The organism is Pseudoalteromonas sp. SCSIO 43101 (assembly GCF_023650775.1).
Taxonomy (GTDB): domain Bacteria; phylum Pseudomonadota; class Gammaproteobacteria; order Enterobacterales; family Alteromonadaceae; genus Pseudoalteromonas; species Pseudoalteromonas apostichopi.
Window position 1 is genome coordinate 1755172 of the sequence record NZ_CP072673.1, and the last position, 22065, is coordinate 1777236.

Genomic DNA, 22065 nt, shown 5'->3' on the forward strand with positions numbered 1-22065 from the left:
ATTGCGCCTTTTTTAATGAACATTAAAAAGTTTAAACTGTTACAATCTTCATTGTGTTGGTAGCACCAATTGTTTCCATCGCATCACCGTGAGTTAAAATCACAGTATCACCTGCTACAAGAGCACCTTGCTCAACAAGCGTATTTAGTGCGTCACGAACCATACTGTCATCTTCACATTTTGTTGAATCGAAGAATACGGGGTAAACACCACGGTAAAGCGCTGTCTGACCAAGTGTGTTAGCATGACGTGATAGTGAATAAATTGGTAAACCAGAACTAATACGCGACATTAGTTTAGCTGTGCTACCTGATTCAGTTAGTGTCACAATCGCTTTTACAGAATCTAGGTGGTTAGCTGCATACATAGCAGATAGCGCAATTGATTCAGCATTTGATGAAAAACGGCTGTCTAAACGGTGCTTAGAAACGTGAGTTTCTTTTTGTGATTCTGCGCCTAAACAAACACGAGCCATTGTAGCTACTGTTTCTTCAGGGTAGTCACCAGCTGCTGTTTCTGCAGATAACATAACTGCATCAGTGCCATCTAAAACTGCGTTTGCAACATCCATAACCTCAGCACGTGTTGGCATTGGGTTATCGATCATTGATTCCATCATTTGAGTTGCAGTAACCACAGTACGGTTTAGTGAACGCGCACGGCTAATAATTAGCTTTTGTTTACCAACAAGGGCTGCATCACCAATTTCTACACCTAAATCACCACGAGCAACCATAACTGCGTCTGAAGCAAGTACGATATCGTCGATTGCTTCAACGGTTTCAACCGCTTCTGCACGCTCGATTTTTGCAAGTAGTTGTGCGTTTGAGCCTGCAGCTTCTGCCAAAGAGCGAACATAACGCATATCATCGCCACTACGCGGAAATGAAACAGCAATATAATCAACACCAATTTCAGTCGCTGTGATTAAATCTTCTTTGTCTTTCTCGGTAAAAGCTGGGGCTGTTAAACCACCACCTAGACGGTTGATACCTTTATTGTTTGAAAGTACGCCACCTACAGTAACAGTCGTGTGAACTAGGTCACCATCAACGCTATCAACAGTTAATTGAATTAAACCGTCGTTTAATAACAATAAATCGCCTGTTTTAACATCGTTAGGTAACTCTTTATAGTCGATACCTACTGCATTAACGTCGCCTTGGCCCTTTTCCATTTTTGCATCAAGGGTAAACTTTGCGCCAACTTCTAGGTTTACTTTGCCGTCTTTAAACGTAGATACACGAATCTTAGGGCCTTGTAAGTCAGCAAGGATAGCAACGTGTTTGCCTAAACGCTTAGCAATGCTGCGTACCGCTTCTGCGCGGTCTTTATGATCTTGTGCAACGCCATGTGAGAAGTTCAAACGAACCACATTTGCACCTGCACGAATAATTTTTTCTAGGTTGTTATCGCGATCAGTTGCCGGTCCAAGGGTCGCAACAATTTTTGTGCGTCTTAGCATCAAATTCTCCTGTGCGCTCAAATATATTAAGCGAATTGATGGTTATCTATTAAAATGTCGTGCTATAAACCTTAATTATAGGCTTATACATAAGCACAATGTAGAACTCATAAGTAAAAAATGATTGTTTTTACTTATGAGAATCTGGCTCTTTGTATGAATTTTAAAGTTTACAAAGTATGAATGACGTTATTATGACACCGGTGTCAGGTAGCGTCAATACACATACCTTTTTAAAGGGTATTATAAAAATCTGGTCCGATGCCTTAGTAATTTTGATATACTGAGCGAAACGTCGCTTCATGATTTCTTAGATTTCTCTCAAGTTGGCTCTCAAGCTCGCATTTTTGGGCTGCTTGGGTATAATGCGCGCGTAATTATTTTGATTAACTAACCAATAGTTGTTACCGAGGAGGACACTAAATGCAAGTTGCATTAGTAGGGTTAGGCGTTATGGGTAAAAATCTTGCCCTCAACCTGATTGAAAAAGGGCTGACTTTAGTAGCTTATGATAAAAACCCAGATGCGGGTGCCGAGTTACTAAGCTGTGCAAAAACACTCGGTTTAGCAGACCGTTTACACATTGTGTCAGATTTAAATGATATGGTAAGACGCTTAGAGCCACCTCGTTCAATTCTACTTTTAGTTCCTGCTGGTGAATTGGTTGATAAAGTATGTACAGAGCTTGCAGAGGCAGGCGTTGACTGTGATGACATTATCGTAGATTGCGGCAACAGTAACTATAAAGATGGTATTAGCCGGAAGCTTAAATATCAAAACAAATTTGAATTTGCCACTATGGGGATTTCTGGTGGTGCTGAGGGCGCACGTCATGGTCCAGCTATGATGGCAAGTGGTTCAGAAGGCGGCTGGGAGCGTGTTGAGCCGTGGTTTGAAAAAGTAGCTGCAAGCTACAAAGGTGAGTCATGCTTTGCGCGAGTAGGCCAATCTGCAAGTGGCCACTTTGTGAAAATGGTACATAACGGTATCGAATATGCGTTAATGCAATTAATCGCTGAAATGTATCAACTACTTCGCTTAGGTACTAATCGTTCACCAAAAGAAGTTTCTGATATTTTCAATGAATGGTCAGAGGGAACTTTAAATAGCTACTTGCTGTCAATCTCTAGCCATATCTTAAGCCTTGAAACAACTGAAGGTGAACCTCTAGTTGATTTAATCGACAATAAGGTTGGCGCTAAAGGCACAGGCCTATGGACTGCACAAAATGCTTTAGAACTGGGTATTGCAGTACCATCATTAGTCGCAGCTGTGCAAGCTCGTCACTTAACAAATACTTGTGATACACATGCAGCTAAAGAAATGACTTACGCTGCTAAATCAACTGACTCAGTTGACTTAGATTTGGATGAGTTAAAAGATGCATTCACACTGGCAAGTTTACTTGCTTATCGTCAAGGCTTGGCACTTATCAAAGGTGCATCACGTGCTCATCAATGGAAAGTTGACCTTTCGAAAACGCTACAAACATGGCGTGCAGGTTGTATCATCCGTGCTGATTACTTAGATAATGTAGCTGATGGTGTAGAGTTTATTGATTCTATGCAGCGTGAATCAGCAGCATTACGAAAAGTAACAGGTGCTGCAGTTGCTTCGGGTCTTGCTTTCCCTGTGTTAACAGCAACGCAAACTTACATCGCGACGTTAACTACACCAAGTAATGGTCACCTTGTACAAGCACAACGTGACTATTTTGGCGAACATGGTATTAAAACGCATAGTGGCGAGATATGCCATTTAACAGACTTAGTTGAGATTGACGAAAAAGTTCGTTAATTATCAAAAAGCGTAAAAAAGGCACCAATTGGTGCCTTTTTTGTATTTGATGATTTTATTTTAACGGCTTAACTCACCACGTAAATTGTCTTGCATCAAGTGACGAATAGTTTCAACCTCAAGCTTTTGGCTGAATAAGTAATGTAATTTAGTCAAACAGGCTTCTAATGTCATATCGTAGCCACTGATGACACCACAATTTAATAATGCATTACCTGTTGCATAACCGCCCATATTTACTTGGCCTTTTAAACACTGTGTTAAATTAACTATTACCATACCGCGTTTACTTGCGTCATTAAGTATATCTAAAAACGCTGGATCTTGTGGGGCATTGCCCACACCAAAACTTAATAAAACAAGTGCTTTAATGTCGTCATTAACTAAACTTTTCACGACTTTTGGACTGATCCCGGGATATAGATAAAGCACACCAATTGGCTGAGGTGTGATATTTGATACCTGTAGTTCATTATCTACGTATGGGCTAAGTTGACCTTTGATCAGTTGAATATTGATTCCTGAAAGTGCTAGTGGTTCAAGATTAGGTGAAGCAAATGCATCAAAGCCATCGGCATGCGCTTTTGTAGCACGGTTACCACGAAACAATTGGTTATTGAAAAATAGGCTTACTTCTGCAATAGGATAATTAGCTGCTAAGTACATCGCATTTAGTAAGTTCACTTGGCCATCAGAACGCAGTTGAGAGAGCGGTATTTGCGAGCCAGTCACAATTACAGGTTTCGTTAAGTTTTCGAACATAAAAGACAGGGCCGAAGCAGTATATGCCATGGTATCGGTACCATGTAGCACTACAAAACCATCATAGTCTTGGTATTTACTTTTGATATCGTCAGCGATTAATTGCCAGTGGGCAGGGGACATATCAGAAGAATCAATAAGCGGGCAATATTCGTGAATATCAAACAAAGGCATTTCATCACGATTAAACTCTGCATTATTGACCACTGTTTCTGTTAAAAAACCTTCTGCCGGAACATAGCCTCGACTCGATTTTTTCATACCAATAGTACCACCTGTATAGGCGATATATATACGTTTACGTTTCATAAAAAAAGCCCAGTTAAACAACTGGGCTTAGTATACCTAAAATTGCTTTGCTAAGTAACTTATTGAATTACGTTACATACTAAACAACGAGCGTAAACGCCTTGAGGATCGTTATAATCTTTTAGGTTATCAATTTCACTACTTAACTGATTTATTAGGCTTTGTAAGTTAGCTTGCGTAGCCAATACTGATGTAGATGAATCAGATTTAGCAAAGAAACTCTGAATAGCCGCTGTGCCTAAGATATCTTGTAGCATCTGCTCTTGTGGTGTTAATGACTGTTTGATGGTTTTAACATCATAATGCTTAAGCTTAGCAAGCTCGGCTGCTGCTTTAATTGCATCTTGTTTATCACCTAACTTATCAACTAAACCAAGGTCTTTTGCTTGAGTTGCAATCCATACACGGCCTTGGGCAATTTTATCAACTTGTTCAGGGGTCATGTTACGTGCTTCAGCCACCACATTTAAAAAGCGTTTGTATGCATTTTCAACGCTCATTTGAATGATATCTGACATTTTCTCATCAAGAGGGCGAGCTATAGAAAAACCAGCAAGGTCCGTTGTTGCAACGCCGTCTGAATAAATACCCAATTCAGCCATGGTGTTTTCAAAAGTCATGAAAGTACCGAATACACCGATTGAACCTGTGATTGTGCTAGGAGCAGCCCAAATTTCATTGGCTGCTGATGCAATCCAGTACCCACCTGATGCTGCCACTGAGCTCATTGATGCAATTACTGGTTTACCTGCTGCTTTTAGAGCTAATACTTCAGCGCGGATCACTTCAGAGGCGAACATGCTACCACCACCTGAGTCAATACGAAGTACAACAGCTTTTACTTTGTCATCTAGGCGTGCTTTACGAAGTAGGGCAGCTGTCGAATCACCGCCAATTTCACCGGCTTTGCGCTCGCCATCTACAATCGTTCCTTTAGCAACAACAACGGCAACTTTTTCAGTGATTGGGTTATCGAACTCAACGGGTGGTTTTACAAGTGATAAATACTCACGAAAGCTAACCTGTTTAAAAGTTTTACCCGTTTCTTCTGCACCCACTAACTCAATAAGTTGCTGGCGAATTTGTTGTGATGTTTTTAAAGAATCAACCCATTGATTATTTAACGCATACTGACCTGAGTTACCGTCAACTGCTTGCATTTTTGTTAGATATACTTCCATATCCTCATCAAAATTGCTTTCATCGAATGGACGACTCGCTGCAACATCAGTTTTATACTCGTTCCAAAGAGCTGTTAACCAGACACGGTTAGCTTCTTTTGCTGCATCTGACATGTCATTACGAATAAACGGTTCTACAGCTGATTTATAAGTACCAACACGGAAAATATGTTGAGTTACTTTTAATTTCTCAAGGGCATCTTTGAAGTAAAGCGGGAACATGCCGTAACCTTCAATGCTAACACCGCCATATGGGTGCATTGATACTTCATTAGCATGGGCAGCAATATAATATTGTGCTTGTGTGTAGTAGTAACCTGTAGCAATAACTTGTTTTCCAGCAGCTTTAAATGCATCAATTGCTTTGGTTATCTGTTTTAGCTTATTGATGTGCGCGCTAGGCATTTTTTGCAGGTCAAGTAGCATTACAGTGATGCGATCATCTTTGGTCGCTTCGTTGATCACTTCAACAACATCATCAAGAAGGATCTCTGATGGTGCTTCTTTGCCCATTGTTGCATCGTTGATAGCTGCTTCTACAGGATCAACATAGGTTTTTTCTTCAACAATTGGGCCGTTTAAGTTTAGGCGTAGCACGGTTCCATCTGCTACCTTTACTTGGTCTTCTTCACCAGTGATGGCAACAAAGAAGAGAATTACTAGTAATAAAAATAATATGTTTAGGACCAAACGGCGGGAAAAATTAATCCCGGTCCAAATGCCTTTAAATATCTTTGCTAGCAAAATAAATCCTTAATTCAGTACAGCTTAGTAGTGAACTTATCTTAGCTTAGAATAACTTTAAAATTAACTGTTAAATAGTAACAGAGTGTTTAAAACCACAATTTGCTACAGATTAATTAATAGCGAAAAGTTGATTATTCTAAGTTATTGCCGCAGAATCTATTTCTAATAGAGGTTCGACCAGTTAACGGGGCACACAATGTTAGAACAAAAATTACAATTACCGCATACCGAACTTCGTAATCGTTTGGTTATGGGCTCAATGCACACTGGCTTAGAAGAAGGCTGGCATAACCGTAAACGCTTACGTGCATTTTACGAAGCACGTGCCAAAGGTGGCACGGGTTTGATAATTACAGGGGGCTATAGCCCTAATTTACGCGGTAAGCTCTCACCATTCGCATCAACATTTAATTCATTTTATGATGTGATTAAACACAAAGCTTATACAGAAGCCGTACATCAACATGGCGGTAAAATTTGCTTACAATTATTGCATGCAGGTCGCTACGCATATCATCCATTTAATCAAGCGCCAAGTGCAATTCAAGCTCCTATTAATCCTTATAAACCTAAAGAGATGTCGTTAGGGTCAATTAAAAAGACCATAAAAGACTTTGCACACTCAGCAAAACTAGCTGAAAAAGCAGGCTATGATGGTGTTGAAATCATGGGTTCTGAAGGTTATTTAATTAATGAGTTTATGGCTAACCACACCAATAAAAGAACAGACAAGTATGGTGGTAGTTTAGAAAATCGAATGCGCTTAGCTTTGGATATAGTTAAAGCGGTGCGCGCTAAAGTGAGTCAAAAATTCATTATAGTATTTCGCTTGTCAGTGATGGATTTAATTCCTAATGGATCAACGCCCGATGAAGTAAAACAACAGGCTTTAGCTCTTGAACAAGCAGGTGTCGATATTTTTAATACCGGTATAGGTTGGCATGAAGCCCGTGTACCAACCATCGCAAGTATGGTACCACCGGGGGCATTTAAAGAAGCATCAAAACGCTTAAAAGATACGGTATCAGTGCCTGTTATCGCGGTTAACCGCATTAATACACCAGAAATTGCTAATGGTATTTTAGCGGCGGGTGAGTCAGATTTAATTTCGATGGCACGTCCTTTATTAGCGGACCCTGATTTTTTCAATAAGTACGTTAATAATAAAGCTGAGCAAATCAATATTTGTATCGGTTGTAATCAGGGCTGTTTAGACCATGTGTTTAAAAACAAACGTGCAACTTGTTTGGTTAATCCACAAGCGGCTTTTGAATTAGATTACAGTTTAGAAAAAGCAAAATTTTCACGATTAGTCCTGGTTGTTGGTGCAGGCCCCGCTGGCCTTGCTGCAAGTTGTTACCTAGCAGAGAAAGGTCACAAGGTGACCTTAATTGAACGTAAAGAGCAAATGGGTGGTCAGTTTAACTTAGCAATGCAAGTGCCAGGTAAAGAAGACTTTAACCATACACTCAATTATTTCACTAATGAACTAAAGCGGTTGAATGTAGATTTGCAGCTTGGTACTGACTTTACTGATGATATGCTTAATCAATACGATGATGTGGTGTTTGCAACGGGCGTACGTCCGCGTGAAGCCAAAATCGAATGTGGAGATGGGAAACGCGTATTTGCTTATGATGAAGTTATTCGTGGTGAAGTCGAACTTGGTGAGAAAATTGCTATTCTTGGTGCCGGAGGTATAGGCTTTGATATGGTTGCCTTTTTAAGTGAGCATAAAGGGCAAACCATAGAGCAGTTCAAAACTCAATGGGGCATTGAATGTGAAGCTGCACCTGATAAAGACAACCGCCAAATATACATGCTTAAGCGCAGTGCAGGGCGTTTTGGTAGTGAGCTTGGTAAAACGACAGGTTGGATCCATCGTCAAGTTGCTAAACAGCACGATGTAAAACAAATTGCTGAGTGTCAGTACATAAGCTTTGATGAAAAAGGTTTAAAAATTACTGTTAAAGGTGAAGAACAAATCTTAGATGTAGATACCGTGATTGCTTGTATTGGTCAGGTTTCAAATACTGAAACTTTTGAAAAAGAAACTGAAAACGCCAAAGTACACGTAATTGGAGGAGCCAAGCTTGCTGCAGCCATTGACGCAAAACGTGCAATTTTTGAAGCATTACAAGTTGCTCGTAAAATATAATTGAAAGTAAACTAGAAAACTCGCGGTCTGTGTGATTAATAAAATTAGTCACGAGACCGCTATGTTGAACACACACCTTCGACCTTTATACAACCGCATCTTAAACAACTTTCAGTTTTTAGATGGACTACCCAGCCTTTTAATTCGCTTAATTTTAGCTCCAGTGATGATAATTGCAGGTTTTAATAAACTTGCCTTAAGTGGTGATGTCACTCACTTCCACCAATACTTTTTAGCATCCAATGATATTGTTGCATGGTTTGGCAATAACGAATGGGGCTTAGGCCTGCCAATGCCCTCCGTACTAGCATTTTTAGCGGCATGGACAGAATTTTTAGGGGGGATATTTCTTTTATTAGGTTTATTTACCCGCTTAACCGCAATTCCTTTGATGATCACTATGGTTGTTGCAGCGACTACAGTACACGCTAGTAATGGCTGGTTTGCTGTAACCCCCACAGATGCAAGCACTAGCCCAGCAAGAGTTCTCAATTGGCTTTCAATACCAGGTAGTGAAGCCAGTTTGGTTAATTCAGATGAAGCAAGTGAGAGATTGACTAAAATGCGCGAGTTGCTAGAGACTCATGGTTATACAGAATACCTTTATGAAAAAGGGAAACCTGTGATCTTAAATAATGGGATTGAATTTTCCGCAATTTACTTTGTTATGCTGTTAAGTTTATTTTTTGTAGGTGGCGGTCGTTACGTTAGTTTAGATTATTGGTTAACTAGAAAAGTACCGAATAGCTTTATTGCTAATAAAGATAAATGATAAGCTAGAGTTATATTGCCTCTACTTGATAGGGGCCTTGTCTTAAGCTTTTACGGAACATTCATGGACGCTTTAACGCTATTACAAACTCGACAATCAGACCCTCGCCTTGTAGCACCAGGGCCTACGGCAGAACAACTTGAAATTATTAAGCGCGCAGCTATCAAAGTCCCAGATCATGGCTGTATTGCTCCTTGGCGGTTTATTGTTGTAGAGGGGGATGCTCGGAATAAATTGGGTGAAATCTATCACCAAGCTGCTGTTGCTGAAAAACAGGATCAAAGAACGATTGATCGAGCAAAAGAATTACCGCTGCGTTCACCTATGATGATAATTGCTATTGCAGATGTAGCAGAAAACCCAAAAGTGCCTCGGATTGAGCAAGTGCAAAGTGCAGGATGTAGTGTTCTTGCAATGCAACAAGCTGCGTTTGCACAAGGTTTAGGAGGTATTTGGCGCACAGGCTATTTTGCACAGAGTCCAGCAGTGAAAGCAGCACTTGGCTGTAAAGAAGAAGATGAAATTGTTGGTTACCTATATTTGGGCACGCCAGAAGTAGATATCAAAAAGCCAATTAGACACAAGCCAGAGACGTTTTTTGAGAATTTATAAATAGTAGGAACTTTTATACAGTTAAGCAGTCAGACACTATTAAGCTTACTTATGTTAGTTTTTTCAGATTTAGCTTAGCTGTAAGAAGCGCACGGATGCAAAAAACGAAATAATTCTTCTTCAGTGTGTTTTTTAATCGGTTATTTTTTGTTAACGTATGGATGGTCTTAAAAAAATAACGATAAAGAAGACGAGAACAATGGGAAACTTATTTTTACGTGAAAAAGAAAATTGGTTCGCTTGGTCAATTTGGGGCATAATTGGTGCTGTAGTCACTTTCTTTGTTGCTATGGCGACTAATCAACCTCATTATCTAGGCTTGTCTGCAGTAGTTATATTACTCTTCCTTACATGGTGGATGCAAAGCACTAAACGTTTCGATTTTGGTCGCGCCTTTAAAATATGTTGTTATGTTTTAACGCTCACTTGTTTACCGGCATTCGTGTTAGTCATCATACCTAGTTATAACCTAAATAAAATTGATGTGATTGTCCAAGGCTCTGGATTTGCACTTGTCAGCCTAATTGTTTGCCTGGTGTGCTCTTTAATTGCAAAACGCCCGAAGCAGTATTATTGATAGTTATAGATTTTAGTTTTTTAAAGTTTTTTACAATTAAGGCTTTACAACGTATGCAGTAAACACTATTATGCGCGCCGTACGGAGAGATGGCAGAGTGGTCGAATGCACCGGTCTTGAAAACCGGCAGGGGTTTGTAGCCCCTCTAGGGTTCAAATCCCTATCTCTCCACCATTATTTAGAAAAACCGCCTACAGGGCGGTTTTTTGCTATCTGGAGATAAGTAATGTCAACAAGCGAGTCTTCTTTTACACCAATACGTTTTGTAAAACATGTTTTACTTTGGTGTATCTTTTCTTATTTTTATCACAGCGGAATCAACGTACTCGTTGCCATGGCCCATGATGCACAACCTGATTACGGATTATTATCTTCAATAGCTTATGGAATAGGCTTTAATGTATTAGTTGGTCATCTCATTGGTAAATACGACAAACACTGGCCTACTATCGCAGCCTTTGTAATTTCTTCGATAGGGCTTATTGTTGTGCCTTTAATCATGTTAGGCAAAGAGGGCTTAATGAGTGGCTTTTTTATTGCATCGATGATCGCCACTTTACCAGTTGCGACTTTCGTTATTGATAAAATAAAGCTGCGAATTAGTGCAAACACTGAGCAAACGCAGTAAAACTAGGCGATATTCGTTGTTTTTTTATGTTAGTATGACCACGTCTTTTAACTAAATAAACGTGAATTAAAACATGTCAGATAATTTTACAACAGACGCTGAAAAAGCAAGTTACGGTATTGGTTTACAAATGGGTGAGCAATTAAAGGCGAATCCATTTGAAGGTTTAAACTTAAACTCTGTATTTGAAGGTATGAAAGACGCATACACTGGTAACGATTTCCAAGTTGAAATCCCAGCAATTCAAGCAGCATTTGAGAAAATCAACGCTGAGATCCAAGCTCGTCGTGAAGAAGAAGCTAAAGTTCTTGCAGCTGAAGGTATTGCATTCTTAGAAGAAAATGCAAAACGTCCTGAAGTAACAGTAACTGAGTCAGGTCTTCAATATGAAGTACTTACTGCAGGCGACGGTGAAAAGCCAACTGCAGATTCAACTATCCGTGCACATTACCACGGTACACTAATCAATGGTACAGTATTTGATAGCTCATATGAGCGTGGTCAACCAGCTGAGTTCCCTGTGGGCGGTGTAATCAAAGGTTGGACTGAAGCGGTACAAATGATGGGTACTGGTTCTAAGTGGCGTTTATACGTACCACACGAACTTGCTTACGGTGAGCGCGGCGCTGGTGCAGCAATCGCTCCTTTCTCAACGCTAATCTTTGACGTTGAGCTATTAGATATCATCTAATTGATTTCTAATACTACTCGTAATAATACTTGGTCATTTTAAGGGTTAAATCTATCGCTAACTGCGTTAAAATTTCTCATTTAGAACAACTAAATAATGATTTTTTGCCTTTTATCAACGATGTTTTTATTGCCTCAAAATAGATTACTTAATTAAACGAGTTGCTATTCAGACATAAAAAAACCTGCTTTTAAGCAGGTTTTTTTATGTCTGAATTTAATACTCAATTAGCTATTTGATTCAGCGAATTCTTTACACGCAGCAGTGTCTTCACATTCACCGTATAGGTAAAGAGAGTGGTTTGTTAGTTTGATGCCATTCTCTTTGGCGATCTCTTCTTGACGACGTTCGATAGTGTCGTCTTCAAACTCAACAACCTTACCACATTTAAGGCAAACTAAATGATCATGGTGAGTGCTACCCGATAATTCAAATACTGATTTTCCGCCTTCGAAGTGGTGGCGAGATACAATACCTGCATCATCAAATTGATTTAGAACACGGTAGACAGTTGCAAGACCAATCTCTTCGCCTTTGTCTAAAAGAATTTTATAGACATCTTCAGCGCTGATGTGTTGGTTGTCTGGAGATTGTAAAATCTCTAAAATTTTAATACGAGGCAGTGTTACTTTTAACCCTGCTTTTTTTAATTCCAAGTTGTGATCAGTCATTCAATCTGTCTCAATTTTATTTAGTTATACTAGGCATCATTAAGATGCACACGACACATTAGCAACTGTTAGAATAACGTGCCTAGTTACTAAGTGCAAAGAACAATTCGTCTTGTTGCTGTTTTTTTGAACAAAAATGAACTGGTTGTGCATCTTTACATCAGCTAGTAAATGCGAGTAGTACTTGTTATTAATCAGCAAGTTCTGCTAAACACATTTCTTCATAAACCTGAGCACACCAGTCTTTAACACGCTTTTCTGTAAGTTCTGGTTGACGGTCTTCATCAATACCTAAGCCAACAAAATTGCTGTCATCTATAAGAGCTTTTGATGCTTCAAAGTCATAACCTTCTGTAGACCAATGACCAACAACGATTGCACCACGCTCAGTTACGATATCGTTGATCATACCCATTGCATCTAAGAAGTATTCAGCATAGTCTTCTTGGTCACCGCAGCCGAAGATAGCCACTAGTTTACCTTCAAAGTCAACTTCTTCTAATTCAGGGAAGAAGTCATCCCAGTCACATTGAGCTTCACCGTAGTACCAAGTTGGAATACCGAATAACAATAAATCGAATTCAGCAATCTCTTCTTTTGAACTTTTTGCAATGTCATGAACTGCAACTAGCTTTTTACCTAATTCCTTTTGAATCATTTTAGCTACATGTTCAGTATTGCCTGTGTCACTTCCGAAAAAAATACCTACGCTTGACATGGATTTAAAACCTTCTATCTATCAATAGCCAATCTTTCTTGTAAAATTGTTTCAATCAACGCGCTACGGCTAATATTCTGCGCATCTGCCATATCGCTTAATGCTTGATATAACTGTGATGAAACCTTAAATTCTACACGCTTTAAACCACGTGCTTTATCTCGCTTTATTTGATTACGTTTATTTACTTTTAATTGCATGTCACGAGGTAGGGGATTCGTTTTAGGTCTACCTGGACGTTTTTCGTATTCAAATAAATCGGGTGTTGTTCTATCTGTTTCTGACTTTGCCATGTCTAGCCCACACCTGCGCCTTGCCAGAAGACTTGAATAAGCCCTTTCGCTATAAACCCAGAACAGCCTAAAAATAGCACTAACCAAACGATGTATCGGCCAAATCGTGGTACATCACCTTTTTTAAGGACATCTTGAATTGCCATTCCAATAAAAAAGAAAATACCAGCTAAGCCAAAATACAACCCTAAGGTATCAAATTCGTTAATTAACTGACTGACCATCAACGTATAAACCTTTAAATTAAACGGCGCGTACTATAGCACAAAAATTTGTAATAATTTAGTGCGCACGATCAAAAACAGCGAATTTTATCAGCGCAATTATTGTGCTAAAAAATCGCTGATTGCTTTATTAACGGCAAGTGGTTTTTGCGCATGTAGCCAATGACCTGCACCATGAATAATTTTTGCTTTAGCATTAGGAAATAAAGCCATAATTGCGGGTCGATGCTCAGCTAAAATGTAATCTGAATCATTACCTTTGATGAACAAAGTATCACATAAACAAGAATCATTTTCACCAACTCGCGCTAAAATATTTTCATACTGCTGATATAAAACCGCTAAATTAAAGCGCCATTGGTATTTGCCTTCGTCATTCTTAGCAAAACTTTTCAATAAAAACTGACGGACACCCATCTCATCAATGTGTTTTGCAAGAATCTCATCAGCGGCTTTTCTATCAGCTACATTTGACTCTGCCACCTCATTGAGGCCTGAAAAAATAGCGCTATGACGGGGGGCATTGGCAACAGGAGAAATGTCTAACACCACAAGTTTATCGATGAGCGACGGATGATTAAGTGCTAATTGCATGGCAACTTTACCACCCATTGAATGCCCAATGATGTGAGCCTTACTTATATTTAAATGTTTTAGTAATTCACTAACATCATTAGCCATTGCGTGATAATTCATTGTATCACTGTGAAAAGATCTACCGTGGTTACGTAAATCAATATTGGTAACCCGGTAATTTTCAGCTAAGGCTTTTGCAATTACATTGAGGTTTTCAAGCGAGCCAAACAAACCATGGATCAATACAACGTCTGAACCTTGACCCAATTGTTGGTAGTTTAATAGCATTTTCAACTCCTAATTTTAATGGCAGTATTTTGCCTAGTGAAATTACAAAATGCAAAACATAGAGAATTGCTGCTAGCTTAGGTATAATCATTGAGAACTTTTAAAATGTGACCCGTAAAGACAGGAATAACATGAAAAAAATCGACATAGACGACGAGTTATATCAATACATTGCAAGCAACACGCAAAGTATTGGTGAAAGTGCATCAACCATTTTACGTCGTTTATTAAACCTCTCTGATGGCGCCAATGCCCCAGTTGAAACAACTACTAAAACTGAACAAGAACACCCAGTTGTTGAAGTAAAAGAAGAAGCAAAACAAGAATCAAGTCTCGAACCAAGCGACGAAAATGTTGACGAGGCTGCTGAAACTGTCACAGCATCGACACAAGTGAAAGGTAATGTGTTTAATGTATTAAACAAAGAAGAGCTAGCAATGCAAAAAGGTGTTGTTGGTCGATTCTTATTTATACTTGCTGCTTTATACAGAACGCATAAGAAAGATTTTGCTAACGTACTTGAAATTAAAGGCCGTGACCGTGTTTATTTTGCTACAAGCAAAGAAGCACTTCTTGAAAGCGGTAGCAGCATGAATCCAAAAAATATCACTGATACTGAGTATTGGGTGATGACAAATTCAAATACAACCAGAAAAAAAATGATGCTTCACGAAGTGGCACTGTGCTTAGGCTATAGCGCGGATGAAGCAGAAAAAATTCGTGATTACTTATAATCCATAAGGAAATAATATGGCGATTCATCCTGATGCAGGTAAACCTGCAACGCAATCAAGCTTAGTGAATGTACCAAAACTGATCTCGGCTTATTACTTAAATGAACCTGATCTGGAACAAAACCCAGAGCACTGTGTTGCTTTTGGTACTTCTGGCCATCGTGGTTGTTCGTTCGATGTAAAATTTAATGAATCGCATATTTTAGCGATCACACAAGCAATTTGTGATTACCGTAAAGAAAATAACATTTTTGGCCCACTATTCCTTGGTAAAGATACCCATGCATTGAGTGAAGCCGCTTTTAACTCTGCAATTGAAGTACTTGTTGCAAACGAAGTACAAGTCATCGCACAAGAAAATGATGATTACACACCAACTCCTGTAATCAGTCATGCTGTTGTTTGTCATAATAAAGAAAACCCAAATGAATTAGCAGATGGGATTGTTGTAACACCTTCACATAACCCGCCAGAAGACGGTGGCTTTAAATACAACCCACCAAACGGTGGCCCTGCTGACACTGATGTGACTAAATGGATTGAAGACAGAGCGAATCAATTACTTTTAGAAGATTTAGTTGAAGTAGAGTTATTCCCTTATGCTAAAGCATCACGCTCGGGCTTTATTAAGTACCAAGATTTAATTACACCATACGTAGATGATTTAGTTAACATCGTTAATTTAAAAGCAATCAGCGATGCAAAAATCAAAATAGGTGTGGATCCTTTAGGTGGTTCAGGTATCAATTTTTGGCCTGTAATTGCAGAAAAATATAATTTAGACATAACGGTCGTAAATAAGTCTGTTGATCCAACGTTCTCGTTCATGCCTTTAGATAAAGATGGCAAAATTCGTATGGATTGTTCATCTCCTTATGCAATGACTAACCTTATTGCGCTAAAAGATGACTATGATATCGGTATTGGAAATGACCCAGATTACGACCGTCACGGTATAGTGACACCTGATGGTTTAATGAACCCAAATCACTTTTTAGCAGTTGCAATTGACTATTTATTAAATAACCGTAACTGGTCAAAAGATGTTGCTATTGGCAAAACCCTAGTATCTAGCGGCATGATTGATAAAGTGGTTACTCGAAATAACCGTGAAGTAAAAGAAGTACCTGTAGGCTTTAAATGGTTTGTTGAAGGTCTAAGCAAAGGTACTCTCGCTTTTGGGGGTGAAGAAAGTGCAGGGGCGTCTTTTTTACGCTTCGATGGTACCGTGTGGAACACTGATAAAGATGGCTTTATTTTAGGCTTACTAGCTGCTGAGATTTTAGCGGTAACGGGTAAAACACCGTCACAGCTTTATAAAGAGCTTGAACAAGAGTTCGGTGCACCTATTTACAAGCGTATTGATGCCCCTGCTGATGCGCAGCAAAAATCACGTTTAAAAGCGTTATCAGCAGACGATGTAAAAGCAAACACGTTAGCAGGCGATGCAATTACACAGAAGCTAACCCATGCACCGGGTAATAATGCGGCTATTGGTGGTTTGAAGGTTGTTACCGAAAACGGTTGGTTCGCTGCTCGTCCATCGGGCACTGAAGACATTTATAAAATTTACCTTGAATCATTCAAAGGTGAAGAGCATCTAGCATTATTAGAAAAAGAAGCGAAAAAGCTGGTTGATTCAGTAATTAGCTAAATTCTTTTTTACCCTTTAAAACGGCTGAGATTCTCAGCCGTTTTTGTATTCTACTCTCACGTATTTTTAGGATAGAACTATGAGCTATTCAACTCCTTCATATCTCCAAAAATTAAAAAGTACTGGCGACTTTTTAACACTAACCCGAAACAATGAATTTTCACTAGATTCTTGTGTTTTTAACCTTGAAAACGGCACTGATGTTACAGTTCACGATACTGGCATCATAGAGTTTCAACCAAAAGAGCAAACAAACAAAGATATTGTACTTTCGAGTGCGGTGCACGGTAACGAAACAGCACCAATTGAAATCTGTGACCAATTAATCAAGGCAATCATTACACAAGAACTTGTACTTAAACAGCGTGTATTGTTTATTTTTGGTAATCCAAAATCGATAAATATCGGTAAACGCTTTGTTGATGAAAACTTAAATCGTTTATTTAATGGTCATCACACTGTTGAGGGGGTTGATTCAAATCCTGAGCGAGTTCGTGCAAAGCTACTTGAAGATGTAGTTTCTGATTTCTTTGCAAGAGGCAACCAAGGTAGTGAACGTTTTCATTATGACCTACATACTGCAATTCGAGGCTCTAAAAATGAAAAGTTCGCTGTGTATCCATTCTTACATGGTAAACCGTGGAAAAAATCACAGCTGCAATTCTTACTTAGCTGTGGTGTAAACACTGTATTAATGATGAAATCAGCGGCAACAACTTTTAGCTACTACTCATCGTTTGTACATGGTGCTGATTCATTTACCGTAGAGCTTGGTCAAGTAAAGCCATTTGGCGAAAATGATATGTCACGATTTGAGAAAACCAAACAAACATTAATTGCATTAATTAGTCAGGAAACTGTTAATTACAAAGAATTTAATGCAGGGGATTTTGAGTTGTTTTCAGTTTATAGAACAATAAACCGTACTTGCGAAGATTTTAGTTTCCCATTTGCTGATGATGTCGAAAATTTCACCGGTTTTGCAAAGGGGGATTTATTAGCAACTGATGGTCAGACCAGATATGAAGCGGAAGTGGACGGCGAAGCTATTATCTTCCCAAATGCTGATGTAGCCTTAGGTCAACGTGCTTTACTTACAGTTGTACCAATGCAAGTTGATAGCAACTTTATTTAAAATCTCTGCATTATCACCCACCGATTTTTAGTTAACTATATGACAATAAAGGATTTAATTCGTTGTATAGTTAACTTTCCATGCGTTTTTAGCCATTTATCACCTATTCGTCTATGATTAGTTGAATAACAACTTACGTTAACGTAAAGTGACGGCAGTTTAATTTAATTAGATTGAATATTACGCAAACTTTATCCTTACAGCTCATGCTGATAAAAATAGAAATAAGGGCAGTGGCGTAGGTTTCTGACAACGAAAGAAGGTAGGTTATGAGTAATCCAAATAACGTATCGCTAAACATTAATCATGAACTGTCATTTATTGATGGTCACGCATTAACGATCCCTACATTAAGCATTCTTAATGAGGAAGGCGACATCCACGAAGGTGCAACCGCACCCGATATCGACAAAGCAACAGCAATCCGTTTATACGAGACAATGCGTTTTATTAGAGCGCTTGATGAGCGTATGCAAGCAGCACAGCGTCAAGGTCGAGTTAGCTTTTACATGCAATGCTTAGGTGAAGAAGCTGCTGTAACGGCATCGGCTGCAGCGCTTGACCAAAATGACATGATCATGGCACAGTACCGTGAACAAGCCGCTTTACGCTATCGTGGTTTTAGCCTAGACCAATTCATGAACCAAATGTTTTCAAACGAAAAAGATTTGGGTAAAGGTCGCCAAATGCCAATTCACTACGGCTCACGCGAACTCAACTATATGACCATTTCATCTCCGCTTGGTACGCAAATTCCGCAAGCAACAGGTTATGCGTATGGTCAAAAAGTTCGTCACATTGATGCCCAAACAGGTGAGTTGAACAGTACGATTGATAACATCACCATTTGTTATTTTGGCGAAGGTGCGGCATCTGAAGGTGATTTTCATGCTGGTTTAAATATGGCTGCAGTTCATGAAGCACCGGTTATCTTCTTTGCACGTAATAATGGCTATGCGATATCAACACCTGCAGATGAACAATTTAAAGGTGATGGTATTGCATCACGCGGTGTTGGCTATGGCATTAAAACAATTCGTGTTGACGGTGCTGATGCGCTTGCAGTTTATGCTGCAACGAAAAAAGCCCGTGAAATTGCTACTACCAAAGGTGAACCAGTTTTAATTGAATCGATTGCCTATCGTTTAGGTGCTCACTCAACCAGTGACGATCCTAGCGGCTACCGTACAAAAGACGAAGAAGCAAAACATAAAGGCTGTCCAATTGAGCGTTTCCGTAAGTGGTTATTAAAACAAGGTTGGTTAGACGAAGCGCAAGACGCAAAAGATAAAGAAACAATCCGTGAAGAAATCTTAGCGGCTCTTAAACGCGCTGAAAAAGTTGCAAAACCAGCATTAGAAGATCTTATTTCTGATGTTTATGATAAGCCAATTCCATCACTGCAAAAACAATACGAAGAATTAAAAGAGCACATTTTGCAGCATCCTGATGCTTATCCAACAACTGCAGGGAGATTAAAGTAATGGCTAAAATGAACATGCTTCATGCAATTAACTCTGCCCTTGATATCACCATGGCAGAGCATCCAAATGCATGTATTTTTGGTGAAGACGTTGGCTATTTTGGTGGTGTATTCCGTGCAACATCTGGCTTACAAGAAAAATATGGTAAGCACCGTGTGTTTAATACACCATTAACTGAGCAAGGTATTTTAGGATTTGCTAATGGTCTAGCTGCTTTTGGTGCGCCTGCTTTAGCTGAAATTCAATTTGCAGATTATATTTTTCCTGCATTTGACCAAATCGTAAATGAATCTGCTAAATTCCGTTACCGTAGTGGTAATGAATTTAATGTAGGCAACCTAACAATTCGTACTCCTTATGGCGGTGGTATTGCGGGTGGTTTATATCATTCACAATCACCGGAAGCTTATTTTGCTCATACACCGGGTTTGAAACTTGTAGTGCCACGTAACCCTTATCAAGCAAAAGGTTTGCTTCGTGCATCAATTAAAGATGATAACCCAGTTATTTTCTTTGAGCCAAAACGCTTATACCGTGCATCAACAGGTGAGGTACCAGAAGAGGATTACAGCATCGAGCTTGGTAAAGCAGAAGTCATTCAAGAGGGTACTGATGTTACTTTGCTTGCTTGGGGTGCACAAATGGAAATCGTTGAAGATGCCGCTAAAAAAGCAGCAGAGCAAGGAATTAGTTGTGAAGTCATCGACTTACGAACTATTTTACCGTGGGATGTTGAGACAATCGCTAAATCAGTAACCAAAACCGGTCGTTTAGTGGTTAGCCACGAAGCGCCAATCACAAATGGTTTTGGTGCAGAAATCGTTGCAACAATTCAACAAGAGTGTTTCTTACACCTTGAATCGCCAATTGCTCGAGTGTGTGGTTTAGATACGCCATACCCATTAGCACTTGAAAAAGAATATGTGCCAGATGCACTTAAAGTGCTTGCTGCGATTAAGCAATCTGTAGAGTTTTAGGAGTCAGTATGTCTAAAGATTTTATCTTGCCAGATATCGGCGAAGGCATCGTAGAATGTGAAATTGTTGAATGGTTAGTTGCAGAGGGCGATTCTGTAAAAGAAGATCAGCCAATTTGTGACGTCATGACCGACAAAGCGCTTGTGCAAATTCCAGCTGTCCATGATGGTGTGATCAGTAAGCTTTATTATGCAAAAGGTGATATTGCTAAAGTACATGCACCATTATTTGCGATGGATGTTGATGGTGAAGCACCTACGCAAAACGAAGAAGCTCAAGCTCCAGTTGAAGCAGCCGCAATACCTGAATCTGGTGAACATTTAGAAGATTTCATTTTACCTGACATCGGTGAAGGTATTGTTGAGTGTGAAATCGTTGAGTGGTTAGTCAGCGAAGGTGATGAAATCGTTGAAGACCAAGCTGTGTGTGATGTAATGACAGACAAAGCATTGGTTCAAATTCCGGCTAAATATACAGGTAAAGTTGAAAAGCTTTATTATAAGAAAGGCGATATTGCCGCTGTTCACAGTCCATTATTCCAAATGAGCATTGTAGGCCAAAACTCAGAGCCTGATGTAAGCTCTGCGGTAGTTAAAGCGCAAACAAATGCAGCGACTAAGCAAGCACAAAAGCATGTGTCTGCATCAAATGAGACTAAACAACTTAATAAGAAAGCAGTTGCTTCACCAGCTGTTCGTCGTAAAGCACGTGAACTTGATGTAGATTTAACGCAAGTACCAGGCTCTGGTAAAAATGGCCGAATTTACAAGCAAGACATCGAAGATTTCTTGAACGAATCACCAAGCCAAGCAGTAACACAACAAGCTGTTCCTAAAGCGGCAGAGCCTGTAAAAACTGCAGCATCCACAGCTGGTGGTAGTCATGTTGAGCCTATTAAAGGCATTAAAGCGGCAATGGCTAAGCAAATGGTTGCGTCAGTATCGACAATTCCGCATTTTACTTTTTGTGACGAAATTGACCTGACAAAATTGATTGCTATGCGAAGCGAACTTAAAGAGCAGTATAAGCAACAGGGCGTTAAGTTAACTATGATGCCATTCTTTATCAAAGCTCTATCGCTTGCAATGAAGCAGTTCCCAGTACTTAACTCACAAGTGAATGATGATTGTAGTGAGCTGACTTATTTTGACGACCATAACATTGGTATGGCGGTTGATTCTAAGATTGGCTTATTAGTACCAAATGTTAAAGCATGTCAGTCAAAGAGTATTGTTGATGTTGCAAATGAAGTTACGCGCTTAACTGAAGCTGCACGGGATGGACGTGTATCACCAGATGATTTAAAAGGCGGTACAATTAGTATCTCTAACATTGGTGCTATTGGCGGCACAATTGCAACCCCGATCATCAATAAACCAGAAGTGGCCATTGTTGCATTAGGTAAGTTACAACATTTACCTCGTTTTGACGAACAGGGTAATGTGGTTTCAGCAGCCATTATGCAAGTAAGCTGGTCTGGCGACCATCGAGTGATTGATGGCGGAACAATTGCCCGCTTCAATAACTTGTGGAAGTCTTATTTAGAAGATCCTGCAAAAATGATGATGGCTATGAGCTAACATTATTAATAAATAAAAAACCAGCCTCGGCT

At 39.4% G+C, this 22065-nt stretch carries 21 protein-coding genes and 1 tRNA gene; 14 read left to right on the forward strand and 8 right to left on the reverse strand.

Features of this window, described 5'->3' with window-relative positions; genetic code table 11:
• Nucleotides 1-31: 31 nt before the first annotated feature.
• On the reverse strand, nt 32-1465 hold the full coding sequence (gene pyk / locus J8Z25_RS08230; RefSeq protein ID WP_130051564.1) for a pyruvate kinase: 1434 nt from the start codon (nt 1463-1465) through the stop codon (nt 32-34).
• Between the two features lie 423 nt (nt 1466-1888).
• Here pyk and gnd point away from each other — a divergent pair, with 423 nt between their 5' ends.
• Nucleotides 1889-3262 (forward strand): NADP-dependent phosphogluconate dehydrogenase, encoded by a 1374-nt coding sequence (gene gnd, locus J8Z25_RS08235; RefSeq protein WP_250661965.1) that lies wholly within the window; start codon nt 1889-1891, stop codon nt 3260-3262.
• A 60-nt stretch (nt 3263-3322) separates the two neighbouring features.
• Here gnd and ansA read toward each other — a convergent pair whose 3' ends face one another.
• Together ansA and sppA are read right to left on the reverse strand one after the other, a co-directional pair.
• Nucleotides 3323-4333 (reverse strand): asparaginase, encoded by a 1011-nt coding sequence (gene ansA / locus J8Z25_RS08240; RefSeq protein WP_054561413.1) that lies wholly within the window; start codon nt 4331-4333, stop codon nt 3323-3325.
• 59 nt (nt 4334-4392) lie between these two features.
• A complete protein-coding gene (gene sppA, locus J8Z25_RS08245) occupies nt 4393-6258 on the reverse strand; it encodes a signal peptide peptidase SppA (protein ID WP_250661966.1) in 1866 nt (621 codons plus the stop codon).
• Nucleotides 6259-6457: 199 nt separating this feature from the next.
• On the opposite strand from sppA, the gene J8Z25_RS08250 reads away from it, so the two are divergent.
• The 7 genes from J8Z25_RS08250 to bamJ all read left to right on the forward strand — a co-directional run bounded on the left by J8Z25_RS08250 (nt 6458) and on the right by bamJ (nt 11699).
• A complete protein-coding gene (locus J8Z25_RS08250) occupies nt 6458-8419 on the forward strand; it encodes an oxidoreductase (RefSeq protein WP_167657710.1) in 1962 nt (653 codons plus the stop codon).
• Nucleotides 8420-8483: 64 nt separating this feature from the next.
• A complete protein-coding gene (locus tag J8Z25_RS08255; protein ID WP_372799654.1) occupies nt 8484-9191 on the forward strand; it encodes an HvfX family Cu-binding RiPP maturation protein in 708 nt (235 codons plus the stop codon).
• 63 nt (nt 9192-9254) lie between these two features.
• On the forward strand, nt 9255-9803 hold the full coding sequence (locus tag J8Z25_RS08260) for an NAD(P)H nitroreductase (RefSeq protein ID WP_130051559.1): 549 nt from the start codon (nt 9255-9257) through the stop codon (nt 9801-9803).
• A 199-nt stretch (nt 9804-10002) separates the two neighbouring features.
• Nucleotides 10003-10380 carry a hypothetical protein gene (locus tag J8Z25_RS08265; protein ID WP_250661967.1) on the forward strand — a complete coding sequence of 126 codons (378 nt, stop codon included), beginning with the start codon at nt 10003-10005 and terminating at the stop codon, nt 10378-10380.
• Nucleotides 10381-10463: 83 nt separating this feature from the next.
• Nucleotides 10464-10554 (forward strand) — tRNA-Ser (locus J8Z25_RS08270).
• 52 nt (nt 10555-10606) lie between these two features.
• Nucleotides 10607-11008 (forward strand): hypothetical protein, encoded by a 402-nt coding sequence (locus J8Z25_RS08275; RefSeq protein WP_130051557.1) that lies wholly within the window; start codon nt 10607-10609, stop codon nt 11006-11008.
• 73 nt (nt 11009-11081) lie between these two features.
• Nucleotides 11082-11699, forward strand: coding sequence for a BamJ family beta-barrel-assembly machinery protein (bamJ, locus tag J8Z25_RS08280; RefSeq protein WP_130051556.1), 618 nt, complete (start codon nt 11082-11084; stop codon nt 11697-11699).
• 227 nt (nt 11700-11926) lie between these two features.
• Here bamJ and fur read toward each other — a convergent pair whose 3' ends face one another.
• The 5 genes from fur to J8Z25_RS08305 all read right to left on the reverse strand — a co-directional run bounded on the left by fur (nt 11927) and on the right by J8Z25_RS08305 (nt 14469).
• Nucleotides 11927-12370, reverse strand: coding sequence for a ferric iron uptake transcriptional regulator (gene fur / locus J8Z25_RS08285; protein ID WP_130051555.1), 444 nt, complete (start codon nt 12368-12370; stop codon nt 11927-11929).
• 190 nt (nt 12371-12560) lie between these two features.
• Nucleotides 12561-13088 (reverse strand): flavodoxin FldA, encoded by a 528-nt coding sequence (fldA, locus tag J8Z25_RS08290; RefSeq protein ID WP_130051554.1) that lies wholly within the window; start codon nt 13086-13088, stop codon nt 12561-12563.
• A 14-nt stretch (nt 13089-13102) separates the two neighbouring features.
• On the reverse strand, nt 13103-13381 hold the full coding sequence (gene ybfE, locus J8Z25_RS08295) for a LexA regulated protein (protein ID WP_004586673.1): 279 nt from the start codon (nt 13379-13381) through the stop codon (nt 13103-13105).
• 2 nt (nt 13382-13383) lie between these two features.
• Nucleotides 13384-13605 (reverse strand): DUF2788 domain-containing protein, encoded by a 222-nt coding sequence (locus J8Z25_RS08300; protein ID WP_036968243.1) that lies wholly within the window; start codon nt 13603-13605, stop codon nt 13384-13386.
• Nucleotides 13606-13704: 99 nt separating this feature from the next.
• Entirely contained in the window at nt 13705-14469 is a 765-nt protein-coding gene (locus tag J8Z25_RS08305) for an alpha/beta fold hydrolase (protein ID WP_130051553.1), read from the reverse strand.
• A gap of 131 nt (nt 14470-14600) precedes the next feature.
• On the opposite strand from J8Z25_RS08305, the gene seqA reads away from it, so the two are divergent.
• From seqA to J8Z25_RS08335, 6 genes are all read left to right on the forward strand, one after another.
• On the forward strand, nt 14601-15203 hold the full coding sequence (gene seqA / locus J8Z25_RS08310) for a replication initiation negative regulator SeqA (RefSeq protein WP_167657707.1): 603 nt from the start codon (nt 14601-14603) through the stop codon (nt 15201-15203).
• 16 nt (nt 15204-15219) lie between these two features.
• On the forward strand, nt 15220-16857 hold the full coding sequence (gene pgm, locus J8Z25_RS08315) for a phosphoglucomutase (alpha-D-glucose-1,6-bisphosphate-dependent) (protein WP_250661968.1): 1638 nt from the start codon (nt 15220-15222) through the stop codon (nt 16855-16857).
• Between the two features lie 79 nt (nt 16858-16936).
• Nucleotides 16937-17992 carry a succinylglutamate desuccinylase gene (gene astE / locus J8Z25_RS08320; protein WP_239978063.1) on the forward strand — a complete coding sequence of 352 codons (1056 nt, stop codon included), beginning with the start codon at nt 16937-16939 and terminating at the stop codon, nt 17990-17992.
• Between the two features lie 269 nt (nt 17993-18261).
• The gene (locus J8Z25_RS08325) at nt 18262-19476 is read left to right on the forward strand and encodes a thiamine pyrophosphate-dependent dehydrogenase E1 component subunit alpha (protein WP_239978104.1); all 1215 of its coding nucleotides are present in this window, start codon (nt 18262-18264) and stop codon (nt 19474-19476) included.
• The gene (locus tag J8Z25_RS08330; protein ID WP_130051548.1) at nt 19476-20453 is read left to right on the forward strand and encodes an alpha-ketoacid dehydrogenase subunit beta; all 978 of its coding nucleotides are present in this window, start codon (nt 19476-19478) and stop codon (nt 20451-20453) included. The genes J8Z25_RS08325 and J8Z25_RS08330 overlap by 1 nt, the downstream gene beginning before the upstream one ends.
• Nucleotides 20454-20461: 8 nt before the next feature.
• Nucleotides 20462-22033, forward strand: a complete 1572-nt coding sequence (locus J8Z25_RS08335) for a dihydrolipoyllysine-residue acetyltransferase (protein WP_167657703.1) — start codon at nt 20462-20464, stop codon at nt 22031-22033.
• Nucleotides 22034-22065 lie beyond the last annotated feature (32 nt).

Bases quoted from the DNA above. Each gene is read 5' to 3' on its own strand.
- pyk (WP_130051564.1), bottom strand. From the start codon at position 1,465: ATGCTAAGACGCACAAAAATTGTTGCGACCCTTGGACCGGCAACTGAT.
- gnd (WP_250661965.1), top strand. From the start codon at position 1,889: ATGCAAGTTGCATTAGTAGGGTTAGGCGTTATGGGTAAAAATCTTGCC.
- ansA (WP_054561413.1), bottom strand. From the start codon at position 4,333: ATGAAACGTAAACGTATATATATCGCCTATACAGGTGGTACTATTGGT.
- J8Z25_RS08250 (WP_167657710.1), top strand. From the start codon at position 6,458: ATGTTAGAACAAAAATTACAATTACCGCATACCGAACTTCGTAATCGT.
- J8Z25_RS08260 (WP_130051559.1), top strand. From the start codon at position 9,255: ATGGACGCTTTAACGCTATTACAAACTCGACAATCAGACCCTCGCCTT.
- J8Z25_RS08265 (WP_250661967.1), top strand. From the start codon at position 10,003: ATGGGAAACTTATTTTTACGTGAAAAAGAAAATTGGTTCGCTTGGTCA.
- J8Z25_RS08275 (WP_130051557.1), top strand. From the start codon at position 10,607: ATGTCAACAAGCGAGTCTTCTTTTACACCAATACGTTTTGTAAAACAT.
- bamJ (WP_130051556.1), top strand. From the start codon at position 11,082: ATGTCAGATAATTTTACAACAGACGCTGAAAAAGCAAGTTACGGTATT.
- fur (WP_130051555.1), bottom strand. From the start codon at position 12,370: ATGACTGATCACAACTTGGAATTAAAAAAAGCAGGGTTAAAAGTAACA.
- fldA (WP_130051554.1), bottom strand. From the start codon at position 13,088: ATGTCAAGCGTAGGTATTTTTTTCGGAAGTGACACAGGCAATACTGAA.
- ybfE (WP_004586673.1), bottom strand. From the start codon at position 13,381: ATGGCAAAGTCAGAAACAGATAGAACAACACCCGATTTATTTGAATAC.
- J8Z25_RS08300 (WP_036968243.1), bottom strand. From the start codon at position 13,605: ATGGTCAGTCAGTTAATTAACGAATTTGATACCTTAGGGTTGTATTTT.
- J8Z25_RS08305 (WP_130051553.1), bottom strand. From the start codon at position 14,469: ATGCTATTAAACTACCAACAATTGGGTCAAGGTTCAGACGTTGTATTG.
- seqA (WP_167657707.1), top strand. From the start codon at position 14,601: ATGAAAAAAATCGACATAGACGACGAGTTATATCAATACATTGCAAGC.
- pgm (WP_250661968.1), top strand. From the start codon at position 15,220: ATGGCGATTCATCCTGATGCAGGTAAACCTGCAACGCAATCAAGCTTA.
- astE (WP_239978063.1), top strand. From the start codon at position 16,937: ATGAGCTATTCAACTCCTTCATATCTCCAAAAATTAAAAAGTACTGGC.
- J8Z25_RS08325 (WP_239978104.1), top strand. From the start codon at position 18,262: ATGAGTAATCCAAATAACGTATCGCTAAACATTAATCATGAACTGTCA.
- J8Z25_RS08330 (WP_130051548.1), top strand. From the start codon at position 19,476: ATGGCTAAAATGAACATGCTTCATGCAATTAACTCTGCCCTTGATATC.
- J8Z25_RS08335 (WP_167657703.1), top strand. From the start codon at position 20,462: ATGTCTAAAGATTTTATCTTGCCAGATATCGGCGAAGGCATCGTAGAA.